The 13,360-nt window shown below is 70.2% G+C and carries 12 protein-coding genes; 6 read left to right on the plus strand and 6 right to left on the minus strand.

Going from position 1 to position 13,360, the window contains the following annotated elements; translation table 11 throughout:
- Positions 1 to 47: 47 nt before the first annotated feature.
- Positions 48 to 770, plus strand: a complete 723-nt coding sequence (locus tag TPA0908_RS07295; protein WP_281935841.1) for a hypothetical protein — start codon at positions 48 to 50, stop codon at positions 768 to 770.
- Here TPA0908_RS07295 and TPA0908_RS07300 read toward each other — a convergent pair.
- Positions 767 to 2,512 carry a hypothetical protein gene (locus tag TPA0908_RS07300; protein WP_281935843.1) on the minus strand — a complete coding sequence of 582 codons (1,746 nt, stop codon included), beginning with the start codon at positions 2,510 to 2,512 and terminating at the stop codon, positions 767 to 769. The genes TPA0908_RS07295 and TPA0908_RS07300 overlap by 4 nt on opposite strands.
- Positions 2,509 to 2,760 carry a hypothetical protein gene (locus tag TPA0908_RS07305; RefSeq protein ID WP_281935846.1) on the minus strand — a complete coding sequence of 84 codons (252 nt, stop codon included), beginning with the start codon at positions 2,758 to 2,760 and terminating at the stop codon, positions 2,509 to 2,511. Before TPA0908_RS07305 ends, TPA0908_RS07300 begins: the two co-directional genes overlap by 4 nt.
- 215 nt (positions 2,761 to 2,975) lie before the next feature.
- Here TPA0908_RS07305 and TPA0908_RS07310 point away from each other — a divergent pair, with 215 nt between their 5' ends.
- From TPA0908_RS07310 to TPA0908_RS07320, 3 genes are all read left to right on the plus strand, one after another.
- Entirely contained in the window at positions 2,976 to 3,848 is an 873-nt protein-coding gene (locus tag TPA0908_RS07310) for a helix-turn-helix domain-containing protein (RefSeq protein WP_308447818.1), read from the plus strand.
- On the plus strand, positions 3,841 to 4,035 hold the full coding sequence (locus TPA0908_RS07315; protein WP_281935850.1) for a DUF397 domain-containing protein: 195 nt from the start codon (positions 3,841 to 3,843) through the stop codon (positions 4,033 to 4,035). The genes TPA0908_RS07310 and TPA0908_RS07315 overlap by 8 nt, the downstream gene beginning before the upstream one ends.
- A 358-nt stretch (positions 4,036 to 4,393) precedes the next feature.
- Positions 4,394 to 5,791 carry a stress response protein gene (locus TPA0908_RS07320; protein WP_281935852.1) on the plus strand — a complete coding sequence of 466 codons (1,398 nt, stop codon included), beginning with the start codon at positions 4,394 to 4,396 and terminating at the stop codon, positions 5,789 to 5,791.
- Positions 5,792 to 5,858: 67 nt separating this feature from the next.
- On the opposite strand, the gene TPA0908_RS07325 is transcribed toward TPA0908_RS07320, so the two are convergent.
- Complete coding sequence (locus tag TPA0908_RS07325) at positions 5,859 to 6,572, minus strand: trypsin-like serine protease (RefSeq protein ID WP_281935854.1); 714 nt, start codon at positions 6,570 to 6,572, stop codon at positions 5,859 to 5,861.
- 264 nt (positions 6,573 to 6,836) lie between these two features.
- Between TPA0908_RS07325 and TPA0908_RS07330 the strand changes: the two genes are divergently transcribed.
- Together TPA0908_RS07330 and TPA0908_RS07335 are read left to right on the plus strand one after the other, a co-directional pair.
- Entirely contained in the window at positions 6,837 to 7,721 is an 885-nt protein-coding gene (locus TPA0908_RS07330) for an inositol monophosphatase family protein (RefSeq protein WP_281935856.1), read from the plus strand.
- Positions 7,667 to 8,950, plus strand: coding sequence for a hypothetical protein (locus TPA0908_RS07335; RefSeq protein ID WP_281935858.1), 1,284 nt, complete (start codon positions 7,667 to 7,669; stop codon positions 8,948 to 8,950). The genes TPA0908_RS07330 and TPA0908_RS07335 overlap by 55 nt, the downstream gene beginning before the upstream one ends.
- A gap of 64 nt (positions 8,951 to 9,014) precedes the next feature.
- On the opposite strand, the gene TPA0908_RS07340 is transcribed toward TPA0908_RS07335, so the two are convergent.
- Genes TPA0908_RS07340 through TPA0908_RS07350 form a run of 3 tightly spaced genes read right to left on the minus strand, consistent with a single transcriptional unit; the run spans position 9,015 to position 13,359 of the window.
- On the minus strand, positions 9,015 to 11,456 hold the full coding sequence (locus TPA0908_RS07340) for a glycoside hydrolase family 2 protein (protein WP_281935859.1): 2,442 nt from the start codon (positions 11,454 to 11,456) through the stop codon (positions 9,015 to 9,017).
- Positions 11,453 to 12,295 carry a carbohydrate ABC transporter permease gene (locus TPA0908_RS07345; RefSeq protein WP_281936289.1) on the minus strand — a complete coding sequence of 281 codons (843 nt, stop codon included), beginning with the start codon at positions 12,293 to 12,295 and terminating at the stop codon, positions 11,453 to 11,455. The genes TPA0908_RS07340 and TPA0908_RS07345 overlap by 4 nt, the downstream gene beginning before the upstream one ends.
- 50 nt (positions 12,296 to 12,345) lie before the next feature.
- The gene (locus TPA0908_RS07350) at positions 12,346 to 13,359 is read right to left on the minus strand and encodes a carbohydrate ABC transporter permease (protein WP_281935860.1); all 1,014 of its coding nucleotides are present in this window, start codon (positions 13,357 to 13,359) and stop codon (positions 12,346 to 12,348) included.
- Position 13,360: the final 1 nt, after the last annotated feature.

Genomic DNA, 13,360 nt, shown 5'->3' on the forward strand with positions numbered 1-13,360 from the left:
TAGGCGGGGGCCCCGCTCGACGCCTTTCACCGGTAACCTCCGGCGACGTGGAGACGACGGTGAGCTACGCGCGACTGATCCGACCGGCGATCGACCGGGTCTACATGGGCGCCCGCCTCAAGGCGCGCCCCCGGATGGCGGCGTTCTACGCCGAACGCGGCCACGAACTCGGCATGGAGAACACGCTCTTCTCCGGCGTGCTGGCCCGACCGATGCCGGCCGAGGCGCTCGCCGACGGCCTCATCTACACCGGCGTCGACCTGAGCCGGGAGCTGGCGCAGGGCGTCTTCGTCCGCGACGACGAGGGCGCCTGGCACCTGACCGAGCGAGGCCGGGAGTTGGCGTCGTTCGGTCAGCGCGCCAGCGGCGAGGCCGCCGAGGAGCTGTGGGGGACGCGGCCCGAGGTGCTGCCCGGCCTGAGCATCGTGCCCCGGCTCGCGGACCTGGTCGGCCGGGTGCTGGCGCACGCGCAGGCCACCGGCGGGCCGGCGTTCCGGGCCATGTCCCCGCCGTACGAGCCGGACGGCGCGTCCCCGGCGCTGCTGCTCGTCACCCGGCTGGGCTCGCTGCGGCACCACCGGGCGGACGCGCACCGGGCCGCGTGGCGGGCCGCCGGGCTGACCGCCGACGAGATCCGTGCGCTGCCGGACGGGCCGGAGCGCGCGCCGATCGAGGCCGACACCGACCGCCGCGACGAGCCGGCGTACGCGGTGCTCACCGACGCCGAGCGGTGGGAACTGCTGGCCGGCCTCGCCGCCCTGCCCAACTAGCCGCCCAACCGGCGAACGCCGTCGTCGTCGTGGCGGTACACGGTGTGGCCGTCGCGGGTGACGCGCAGGGTCACCGCCCGGCCGGCGTGTTGCGCGGCGAGCCGGACCAGCTCGGGCGCCGGGTCGGCACCCAGCTCGCAGGCCGGTGAGCCGGGCACCGGAAGCGGCTCGTCCGGGTCGGCGGGGACCAGTGCGGCCACGTCGTCGGCCAAGTGGGTGAGGCAGTCGTCGAGCGCCGCCGCCAGGCTGGGCCGGTCGGGCAGGTCGTCCGGGTGCACCGGGGCGTCGCGCCGCCGCACCTCCACCGACCACCACCGGCCGTCCGGCCGCAGCGGGTGGTCGGCGTGCCGCCGCAGGTCGAGCACGCCGACGTGCAGCGCCAGGTCGAGGCCGAGCACGAGCCGGACCAGCTCGGGCAGCGGCGGCACCTCCGGGCGGACGGCGGTGACGAGAAGCCGGCCGCCGCCGATCTGACGCACGTACTCCCCGACCGGGTCGGCCCCCGCCCAGGGCAGGCTGACGTAACCGTCGCGCAGCTCGCGGGCGATCATGTGGCCGCCGTCCGCCTCCGCCAGGTCCTCCGGGCGTACGTCGAAGACGCGCGCCCACGCGCCGAGCCGGTAGCGCTCGGGGAGCTGCACCACCGGCCGGCCGTCGGGCGTGTGCGCCACCGTGCGGGTGGCCTCCGGGATACCGCTGCGCCAGGTCAGGTGCACCACCCGGTGTCGCAGGTCGGTGATGGTGACCAGTACCGCCGGGCGGTCCCGGCCGGGGGTGCCACCGGACGGAAACCCGGTCCCCGGCTCTTTGGACGAGGGTCCCGGGTCGTCGAGCCGGGACGGGTCGGGCGGCTCGGTGACCCGACACAGCGGCGGCCGGCCACGCACCGCCGACCGGGCGGGTGACCCGGCGTACCGCAGGCCGGTGTACCACCAGCCGCCGTCCCGCCACACCGCCTGCGCGCCCGGTCGACCGTCGGCCAGCTCGGCAACGACGCGTCGCTCGATCCGGCCGACCGGCCCGGGTGAGACGGGGATCGGCGGTGCACCGCAGCGTCGCCGACCGGGGTCGAGCAGCCGGGCCGGCACGGTCAGCCCGCGCTCGGTGAGGCCGGTCAGGGCCGCTCGCGCATCGGTGAGCGTCATCGCAGTCGTCAGGTCGGGGCTACCCTCGACCGGACCGTTGGGGACGGGTGAGCCGGGCACCTCGTAACGAACCATCCACATCAGATGACAGTCGTCTCGGTAAGCCGTCCACGAACGACGGCCGTCGCATCGGCGGAGCGTCACGACGAGGTCGAGCAGGAGCAGGTCGGCCAGACGGCAGAGCTGGGTGAGCCGACCGTCCGGGTCCACCCGTTCGGATGCGGTCTTCCCGCCCACCCAGAGCCGCCACGGGCGGCGGGCCGCGTCGGCGAGGGCCTGCGCCGCGAGGGCGTACCAGTCGGCGACGGACAGCTCGGGACGCCAGGTCGGCGGGAGGCGTATCCACAGCGCGTCGGGGTCGAGCGCGACGGCCACGGTGGACGCGAGGTCGCGTACCCGGGCGGTCAGGTCGGCCACCACGCGACCTGTCGCGTCCGGTCGCGGTTCGAGGTCGGCGGGCGTCACCCGGTGTGAGGCGACCGCGCCGGTGTCGGTGTTGGCGACGGTCAGCAGGAGCTGCGCGCGGCGGCGGCCCCGCCAGCGGCAGCGCGGGCAACCGGCGCCACCGCACTGCGGGCAGGCGGTCACGTCGCTCATCGCGGTGGCCTCGGCGCGCAGGCTCCGTCGTGGTCGACCCGGCGCGCGCACCGGCGGCGGTCGGGCAGCGGCAGGTCGCAGAAGACCCGATGGCGTACGCCCTGCGCGTCCTCGAAGCTGACGGTGACCTCACCGGCGTCCACTTCGGACAGAAAGCTCACCGAGCGGGCCAGCGTGCCGGCGAAGTGGCGGGCGGCGGACAGGTCGACGGCGGTGAACGGCAGATGCGCCACGAAACGCTCACCCATGGGATTCCCAGAATACGTACACGAGAGCGTCACTCCCATTTCCGATAACCGCTAGAACAGGGCTTGTGCGCTGGTCATCCTGTGGCTGTATCGGCATTTGCGCAACGCTCTCCGGCCCCGATTCTTGACTTATTTCTGCATAACGGATAGGCATTCCGGAACGGGTACTCGGAATGTTGCAAAATGGGACGGAGGCGTGGTCGTTGGCGGAGGACATGGGTTCGACGGTGCCGCGACGGCAGCTCGGCCGGGCGCTGCGGCAGTTGCGCACCGAGGCCGGGGTGACGCTCGACGCGGCGGCCGAGGCGCTGGAATGCAGCCGGCAGAAGGTGTGGCGGATCGAGAGCGGCCTCGGGTCGGCGCGCGGGGTCGACGTGCGGGCGATGTGCCAGCTCTACGACGCGAACGCGGAGCTGACCGGCGCGCTGGCCGCGCTGGCGAGCGAGACGAAGGCGAAGGGTTGGTGGCACGCCTACGGCGACGCCATCCCGGACTGGTTCGAGCTGTACGTCGGCTTGGAGTCGGCCGCTTCCCGACTCCGGTTCTTCAAGAACACGTTGGTGCCGGGACTGCTCCAGACGAAGCGGTACGCCCTCGGCATCTATCAGGTCGATCAGCCGGACATGAGTCCGGAAGACCGGGAGTTGGCGGTCGAGCTGCGTCTGCAACGGCAGTCCCTGCTCACTCGCCGGCTGCCCAGGGCACCACGGGTGCAGGTGACGCTCTGCGAGTCGGTGCTGCTTCGCCCGGTCGGCGATCCCTCGGTGATGGCCGAGCAACTCCGGCATCTGCTGGAGATGTCCGACCTGCCGAACGTCTCCGTGCGCATCCTCCCGCTGTCCGCCGGGCCGCATCTTGGTGCGGTGGGCGGAGAGTTCGTGATGCTGGAATTCCCACTAGGCAATCGGAGCACTCCGGAGCCCGCCGTCATCTACTGCGAATCATGGACGGGCGCGCTCTACCTCGACCGCCCGTCGGAGTTCGCGGCCTACGAGAAGGTGTGGATGAGTCTCGATCGGCTGACGCTTGATGAGGAACAATCACGGCACCTGATCAACAAGATCCTTGGGGAGGCTCACCATGGCTGATCTGACCGACGCCCAGTGGCACAAGAGTACTCGCAGCGGCGGCAACGGCGGGGAGTGCGTCGAGGTGGCCGACAACCTGCCCGGCCTGGTCGGCGTACGCGACAGCAAGGACCCGGCGGGTCCGGTCCTCACCTTCACTCCCGCCGCCTGGACCACCTTCACCGCCCAGACCAAGCACACTCGCTGATCCCCAGCCGGCGAGTGGAACGCCATGGGTCTCTCCGGCCCCATTTGACACCCATACCGTTCCACTCACCGCGCTCAGGCCGGGTGAGTGGAACATCATGGGTGTGTCAGCACCCGTTTGACACCCATGGCGTTCCACTAGCGGCGCGGGAAGTGCAGTCAACTAATGGACGGAATTGCCGGTAAGGGCCGAACCGTTGACACGGACGCCTCCGTCCGGCAGCCCGATCCGGCCGGGCGGATCGTCCGGCACCCGACCCGGGCAGCTCTTTCCATGCGTACGCGCCCACGATCACACCGCTTTCCGGCCCGGCCCGCAGGTAACTTCTCGTACCACCGCCTTCACGAGGAGTATCCGCATGTCCCAGGAGACCTGGCTCGCGGCCCGCCTGATCCCCACGTCCGGCATCAACGGCGCGGAGGAGCAGGAACGCCGGGCCACATCCGCGCTGCTGGCGGTGATGAGCGCGGTACGGGAGTTCGGGCGGGTGCTCACCCAGTCCCTCGGCGCACCGGCCGGCACGGTGCAGACCTTCATCGAGGTGCCGTTCAAGCTCGACAACCAGCAGCTCTTTCCGGACGGCCTCATCCGCGTCACGCGGGGGCAGCGACAGTGGACCGCGGTGGTGGAGGTGAAGACCGGCAGCAACGCGTTGCGGACCGAGCAGGTGGAGGCGTACCTGGACATCGCCCGCGAACAGGGCTTCGACGCTCTCATCACGATCTCCAACGAGATCGCCCCGGTCCCGGGCCAGCACCCGACCACGATCGATCGCCGGAAGCTGCGCAAGGTCGCGCTCTACCACCTGCCCTGGACGGAGATCCTGACCCAGGCGGTGATCCAGAAGGAGTACCGCGGCATCGCCGACCCGGACCAGGCGTGGATTCTGGGCGAGCTGATCAGGTACCTCGAGCACCCACGTTCGGGCGCACTGGAGTTCAGCGACATGGGACCGGCCTGGGTCTCCGTACGCGATGGGGTGTCGGCCGGGACGCTGCGGGCCGGCGACGGCGGCGCGGCGGAGGTGGCCGGCCGTTTCGACGCCCTGATCCGCTACGCCTGCCTGCGCCTCGGCCGGCAGTTGGGCACCGACGTCACGCCCGCGCTGAGCCGCCGTGACCTCGCCGACCCGGCCGCCCGCACCCAGTTGCTTGTCAACCAGCTCGTCACCACCGGAAGCCTGACCGGAAGCATCCGGATTCCGGGCGCGGTCGGCCACCTCCACGTCACCGCCGACCTGCGGGCCGGGCAGATCGTCTGCCACGTCGACGTGGACGCTCCGCGCACCGGCAGGCCGACCACCAGGGTGAACTGGCTGGTCCGCCAACTCAAGGACGCGCCGGAGACGGTACGGATCGAGGCGTTCGCCCTGCACGCCCGCGGGGGTGGCGCGACGGACCTGCTGCGACAGGTCCGCGCCGAGCCCAGCATGCTGATCACCGACCCGGCCCGTGAGCTGCGGGCGTTCCGGGTCGCGCAGAGCACGGCGGCGGGCACCAAGCGGGGCAGCGGGCGGGGTGCCTTCATCGACTCCGTGCTGCGCGCGGTCGACGACTTCTACGAGCAGATCATCCAGAACCTGAAGCCGTGGATGCCCGCCCCGCCGCGCCTGCGTACGCCGGACGACGTCACGCCGGTGCAGCCGGTCGCCGCGAGTCTCGTCTCGACCGCCATCTCCTCCCAGGACAGCCCCGACCTCCACGACCCGTCGGCGGCGGGCGACAACCACGAGGCAGACAACCAGCAGAGGCCGTGAACCTGCCGTTCCTTCCCGCACGAGTGGCGTGCGGGAAGGAACGCCGAAAATCGGGTAGGGCTGCGTGTCAGCTCACTCCAGGGATGCCCGTCATGCCTTCGATCCACCCGGCGACCACTGACGTCTGGGTGGCATGGCCGTAGGAAAGGCCCGACGTTGCATACCAGATCCCATAGACGCGGTCGCCCTGCCAGACGCCCGCACCCGAATCTCCCTCCAGCGGAATTCCGTCGACGGGAGTCAGCCGCATCTCGTCCACGGCGGACCCGTCCACCTTCATGGAGCAGACCCGGAGCGACGAGGTCGGAGCCGATGAGGGGACGTTCGGCTGATCCCGGCCCCAGCCCCGCACGGCGACCTGGATGCCCGTCTTCAGGAGCGAGTTGGCGTTGTACTTCGCGATGAGCTGCACATTGCGCACGGACCACTGCAGTTCCACGACCGCGACGTCGTACTTGTCGTTGGGCGCCCAGCCGATGACCGGGACTCCCTCGCCGTACATCGGCCTGCGGTCGCCGGTCCAGATCTGGAACGAGTCGGGGTCTTCGCCGTCGAAGCAGTGCTTGGCGGTGAGCACCCAACGCTGACCGATCAGCGTCCCCGTGCACACGTATTTGTCTCCGTAGTCAGCCCAGATGTTGACCTGGCCGCGGAGCACCCCGCTGGTGGTGCCGCCGAAGATGGCCGATGCCGGCGTCGAGCCGGCGAACACCAGCGCGACCGCGAGGCCGGCCGCCGCGGCGGCTGCGGCACCTGAACGGAACATTCGTCCGATCTTCAACAGGGCTCTCCCCCTCGTAGAAAACGTTTGGTCCGGTGACCGTAATCGATGTCGCATCCGGGCGGCGGAAACGGTGGATGACAAAGCCGTTTCGGGGTGATGACGCGACCCGGCGCTCCGCGCAACCCGCTGGCGGCCGACCGGTCCTGGCCGTTGCAGGCCCGCTCAGCCGGCGTAGACCATGTTGTTACGGGCGAGGGAAGAGGTGGGAGGATGGGCTCCACCACTGACAGGCTTGTCCCACGCAGGCGTGTAGGAGTGTTGATGAACCTTGAGCGGCTGTGGTCCGGGCTGACGACGGAAATCCTCCGCACCCTTGCCGCCTATCGGTCCCGGTTGTCGGAGATCGACGTGCAGGAGAAGGCCGATCGGACTCTGCTCACGGAGGCCGACCTCGCAGTCGAAAAGATGATCATCGACAGGCTCCGTGCCTTCGATCCGGCAGCCCGCGTACTGGCGGAGGAGTCCGGAAGCGGCAGTTGGCGGCCCGGCGTCGACGAGGAGCCCGAGCGGATCTGGATCATCGATCCGATCGACGGCACGGCGGAGTTCGTCCGACCGCAGAGCAGTGAGTTCTGCTCGGTCGTCTGCCTGCTGGAGCGGCGGGAGCCGGTGGCGGCGCTCATCGTCGCCCCCGAACTCGGCACCGGCCGCGCGCCGGTGGTCGTGCACGCGTCCCGAGCCACCAGCACGATCGTGGTCAACGGCCGCCCCGCAGCGCTCAACAACGGCCCGGAGCCCGCACTTGTCGCATCTCTGACACGAAGTGCGACCTCCGAGGCGCCGCTTCACGAGTTGGCCATGACCAAGGCCGGATATCGACTGAAGACCCGCACCACGTCGCAGACGCTCGACATGATCCGGACCGCGCTGGACCTCACCGACCTGGTCGAGGGCACACCACGCTTCGACCTCTTCTATCGCAGGCGACAGAAGGTCTGGGACGGCTTGGCGGGCTTGTGTCTGGGTGAGATCGTCGGTCTAATGTCTACGGACATTGATGGAGGCAAACGCCTGCCAGTGTCCATCGAGACGCTCGCTCAGCCAGAACCGACTTTCGCCAGCACCGTGATGGGTCGCCCGGAGGCAGTCAAGTGGTTCGTGGAGGTGGCGCGGAACTCCCGCACCGAAACACCGAGGTCCTCGTAGACGTCACATCGATCATCGGTGCCGATGACTTCGTTGCCGCCCAGAACCGCCGCGCGCAACCCGGCGATCCGTTCGCGCGACAGGCGTTCGTCGAGCTGATCCAGTCATTGATCTTCATGAACCGGGTGTGGGTCGCCCACCCGGTACTCGCACGACCTACCGCTGCGGACTTCGGCACCAGGCCTCTCCTGCTCCGGGCGTTGGCAGAGGCCGAGTTGCTCCATCCGCTGCATCTTGACGCCGACGAGAGCCAAGCCGCTCGAACCGCCGAGGAGTCCGCTCTTCAGGATCTGCAGAGCTGGCAGGGAAGCCGGGCACTCGGACAGTTCATCGAACAGGCGCTCGCCTGCGACGACGCCATGCCCGGCGCCCGTAACTCACTGTCGAAGCGCATCCACGGGTGGTCCACGTTCCAGGCCACACATGTCCGCGTCGCCGGTCATCACGCCGATCGGATCGCGACCTCCGACGGTGTGGAGGACGACCCCTTCGGCGAGTGGGCGAGGGCGGCCTCGATCGTCCTACGGGGGCCACTTCAGTCGATGGCCCCGCCGGGTGAGGAGGTCTACGTAGCGGCCACCCTTGCCCGCGGGCTCAAGTACCGGTCGAGAGCGGATGCCACCGGCCTTTCCTACCAGGCACACCCCCTACGAAGAGACTTCCTCCTCACCTTCGACCTGTCCCGCGAGGGCGCCGCCGAGGGGGTCGTACTCGACGTCATCAAGGCCATTCGCGGCATCCACCAGTCGCTCGCCACTGCCGCGAGCGAGAGCGACACCCATCAGGTGCGGCTGCTCGAGCTGGAACTACCGCTTCTCGGTGGCCGGCTCTGGCAGGCCTCGGAGACCGGCAGGTTGGGCGACAACGCGTGGGTCGACCTGGTCGTCAGCCGCATCGGCGATTATCGGCAGAAGGCGGCCGATCTACGAGAGGCCGTCGCCAGGTGCGTCACCGACGAGGACTACCTACGCCTCGTACGGGACATCGACGAGGCGAAGAAGCAACTGCTCGAACGCCTCGGGTTTCGCAAGATCGCACTGTCGGCGGTGGAGCAGGAACTCGTCAACGGCGTGGCGTCCGTCGCCGAGTCGGTGCCCGGCATTCCAAAGGTCTCGGGAATGTGGATCGGTGCCCGGGTGATCGGCAAGCAGATGGCTGCCACCGGCACGCCGGTACAGCGATTCCTGTACAAGGAGTTCTATCGGGCGTGGAAGCGGGCCGGACGCTGACAGATGCGTCAGTGTTAAGCGGGGCCCCCTGCTATGCGGAATGCGTTAACAGGGGGCCCCTCCTTCAGCCGTTGACGCAGCGCAGCACCGGGCGGCGCGTCAGCGCCGCCCGGTCGAGCGGGGCGGCGGCGCGCACCGTGAAGACGGCGCTCTCCCCCGGCAGCAGCGTGACCAGCGCGGTGTCGACCTGCGCGGACGGGTCCAGCCGGTCGGGAAAGAGCGTCAGGTCGCGCAGCACGGTCCGGGCGGTCACCCGGACCCGCTGGCCGCCGTCCACCGGCTCGACGGTCGCGTCCCACTCCGCCGCCGGCCACGTGATGTCGCGGTCCTCGGCGAAGAACCACAGCGCCCGCTCCGCGGTGTCGCCGGCGTCCGCGACGAGCAGCTCACGGCGGGCCTCGTCCGGCCGCGCCAGCTCCGCCGGCAGCGCCAGCACCACCGAGGAGTACGCCGGGACGTCGAGGTCGACCGAGGTCTTCGCCCTCGGCTCCCCGGTGACGGTGAGCCGGGTGACCGTCGCCGGGCCGGTCCACGCCTGCCCGGTCTCGTTGACCGCGACCACCGCCAGCCCGCCGTCGCGCGGCTGCACGGTGAGCAGCCGGTCGGCGTAGGCGCGGCGCAGCGCGTACCACAGGGGTTTGCGCCGGCCGTCGCCGTCGACGGCGGCCCAGGAGGTGACCGGCCAGCAGTCGTTGAGCTGCCACACGATGGTGCCGGTGCAGACCGGCCGGTGGGACCGGAAGTGCTCGACGCCGAGCTGGATGGCGCGCGCCTGGTTGAGCTGGGTGTAGTAGTGCCAGTCGTCGAAGTCGGCGGGCGGCGGCAGGTGGGCGTCCAGCCCGCGCTGGAGTTTCCGGTCCCCGTCGATCGCCTTCTGGTGGTGGGCCATGCCGGGCGAGTCGTGCGCGAGCGGCTCGTCGGAGATGGACCGGCGCAGCGTCGCGTACGCGGGCGGGGCCTGGTAGCCGAACTCGGCGACGAAGCGGGGCACGTACTCGCGGTACTTGGTGTAGTCGTCGTCGTTCCAGACATCCCAGATGTGCATGGTGCCGTGCGCCGGGTCGTTGGGGTGCCGGTCCTCGGTGCCGGACCAGGGGCTGCCCGGCCAGTACGGGACGGTCGGGTCCAGCTCGCCGACGATCGCGGGCAGCAGCTCCAGGTAGTAGCCGCGCCCCCAGGTGCGGCCGGCGAGCGGCTCCTGCCAGTCCCAGTCGTGCCAGCCCCAGATGTTCTCGTTGTTGCCGGTCCAGAGCACCAGCGACGGGTGGCCGGCGAGCCGGGCCACCTGTTCCCGCGCCTCGGCCTCGACCTCGGCGCGGAACGGCTCCTCCTCCGGGTACGCCGCGCAGGCGAACAGAAAGTCCTGCTGCACCAGCAGTCCCAGCTCGTCGGCCAGCTCGTAGAAGTCGTCCGACTCGTACCGGCCGCCGCCCCAGACGCGCAGCAGGTTGACGTTCGCGCCGACCGCCTGGTCGAACCGCTGCGCCAGCCGGCCGCGGGTGACCCGGTTGGGGAACGCGTCGTCGGGGATCCAGTTGACCCCCCTGACGAAGATCGGCAGGTCGTTGACGTGCAGCGTGAACGGGGTGCCGTGGGCGTCGGGCGTGGTGTCGAGGCGGACCGAGCGGAAGCCGATCCGGCGGGACGCGGCGTCGAGGTCCCGGCCGTCGGCGGCGTGCAGCGTGACGTGGAGGTCGTGCAGCGGCTGGTCGCCGTACCCGACCGGCCACCACAGCGCCGGGTCCGGCACGGTGAGCGCCAGCACGGCGGTGCGTTCCCCGGCCGGCACGGTGACCTCGGCGGTGACGCCGGCGACGTCGGCGCGTACGGCCAGCGGCTCGTCGCCGGCCCGCTCCACGTCGACGTGCAGCTCCACCCGGCCGACGCCGTCGGAGACGGTGACCAGCGGCCGGACCGCCGCGAGCCGGGCGGTGGACCAGGCGTGCAGGCCGATCTCCTGCCAGATGCCGGCGGTGACCACTGTCGGTCCCCAGTCCCAGCCGAAGTTGCAGGCGGTCTTGCGGATGAACTGGAACGGCTCCGGGTACGCGTTGGGCCGGTCGCCGAGCCGGTCCCGGTGCGCCTCGGCGTAGCGGTACGGCGAGTCGAAGCGTACGGCCAGGGTGTTGTCGCCCGGGCGCAGCAGCGTGCGGACGTCGAACCGGTAGGAACGGTGCTGGTTCTCGGTGCGCCCGACCTCGACGCCGTTGAGCGTCAGGGTGGCCACCGTGTCCAGGCCGGCGCAGACCAGGTCGACCCGGTCGTCCGCACCCGGCTGCCAGGCGAACGTGGTCCGGTAGACCCAGTCGGTGCGCCCGATCCAGAGCAGCCGGTTCTCGTTGTCGTCGAGGTACGGGTCGGGGACGAGACCGGCGGCGAGCAGGTCGGTGTGTACGCATCCGGGCACCGTGGCCGGCACCTCGGCGCCGGCGATCTCCGGCGGCACCTGCGCGCCGGGCTCGGCCCGTAGCGTCCAACCCTCGTGCAGCAGCGTGGAACGGCTCACGACTTCACCGCGCCTTCCATGATTCCGCGGACGATCTGGCGTCCACCGATGAACAGCATCAGCAGCAGGGGGACGGTGGCGATGAACGCGCCGGCCAGCACCCGCCGGTAGATCACGTAGTTGCCGCTGGCCAGGTCGGAGATCGCCACCATCGAGGTCGGGTAGTCGGTGCCGCTCAACGTGATCAGCGGCCACTGGAAGTCATTCCAGGTGGCCACGAACGTGAGCAGGCCGAGCACCGCCAGGGCCGGGCGGATCGCGGGGAGCACGATCGTCGCGTACACCCGCATGGTCGTGGCGCCGTCGACCCGGGCCGACTCGATCAGCTCGTCCGGGACGGTGTTCACGATGAACTGCCGCATGTAGAACACGCCGAACGCGGTGACCAGGCCGGGCGCGATGACCGCGAGCAGCGTGCCGTTCCAGCCGAGCTTGCCCATCACGATGTAGAGCGCGACGATGCCGAGCTGGTTCGGCACGGTCAGGGTGAGCACCACGAAGAGCATCAGCGCGCCGCTGCCCTTGAACCGCAGCTTGGCGAACGCGAACCCGGCCAGCGAGCAGAAGAACAGCACCGAGGCGGTGACCACCGTCGACACGATGACGCTGTTGACGAGCGAGGCGGCGAAGTAGACGTCCTGGAGGGAGAAGACCTCGTCGACGTTGGTCAGGAACCGGTCACCCGGGACGATCGCCGGTGGCAGCTTCGCCAGCGCCTCGTCGTTGCTGGTGGCGATGACGAACATCCAGTAGAGCGGGAACGCGGCGAACAGCATGCTGACCGCGAGCAGCAGGTAGGTCCAGAGCCCGGCCGGCGTCTCCTGCGGCGCCCGGGCCATCGCGCGCCGCTTACGCGGGGCCGGCGGGACGGCGGGTGGGGCTGCGACGCTCATTTGCGCCCTCCGGACAGTCGGTTCGTCATCAGGTAGTTCAGGCCGGCGACGATCAGGATGATCAGGAACAGCGCCCAGGACATGGCCGCGGCGTAGCCGAGGTTGAGGTCCTTCCAGCCGACCTTGTAGATGAGCTGGGCGATGGTCTGCCACTCGCCGTTCGGGCCGCCGGTGGCGGCCTGGGCGTTCGGGTCGAACAGCATCGGCTCGGTGAAGAGCTGGAGCCCGCCGATGGTGGAGAGGATCACGGTGAACACGACCACCGGCTGGATCATCGGCACGGTGATCCGCCAGAGCTGTTTCCACTGACCGGCGCCGTCGATCGCGGCGGCCTCGTAGACGTCGCGCGGGATGGACTGCATGGCGGCCAGGTAGAGCAGCGCGTTGTAGCCGATCCACTTCCAGTTGACCATGGTGGCGATGGCGATCCAGGCGTGCAGTTTGTCGGCCCGCCAGTCGATCGGGTCGTCGGGGCCGCCGATGCCGAGCAGGCCGAGCGCCCAGTTGGCCATGCCGAAGTCGCGGGAGAAGAAGACGCTGAACACCATGGTCGAGGCCACGATCGGCGTCACGTACGGCAGCAGCACACCGACCCGCCACCAGGTCTGCGCCCGCAGTTGCCGGTTGAGCAGCGAGGCGACCAGCAGCGCGAGCAGCAGCTGCGGGACGGTGGAGAGCAGGAAGATGCCGAAGGTGTTGTAGAGCGCGTTCCAGAAGTCCTCGTCGGCGATGAGGCGACTGAAGTTCTCGACGCCGGCCCAGTAGGGCAGCGTCGGGTCGTCCAGGCGGTAGTTGCGCAGCGAGACCACCGCGTTGAACAGCAGCGGGAACAGCCCGAACACGATGAAGAGCAGAAAGAACGGCGCGATCATCAGGTACGGCATGTAGCGCATGTCGAAGCGGTACAGCCGGTTGCGCCAGGTCAGCCGCCGGTCTTCGGCCCCGCGACGGCCGCGCTCCGGCGCGGGTCGGTGGCGCTGCGGCGCGGGCGCGGCACGGGTGCTGGACATC

The organism is Micromonospora sp. AKA38 (assembly GCF_027925725.1).
GTDB lineage: Bacteria > Actinomycetota > Actinomycetes > Mycobacteriales > Micromonosporaceae > Micromonospora.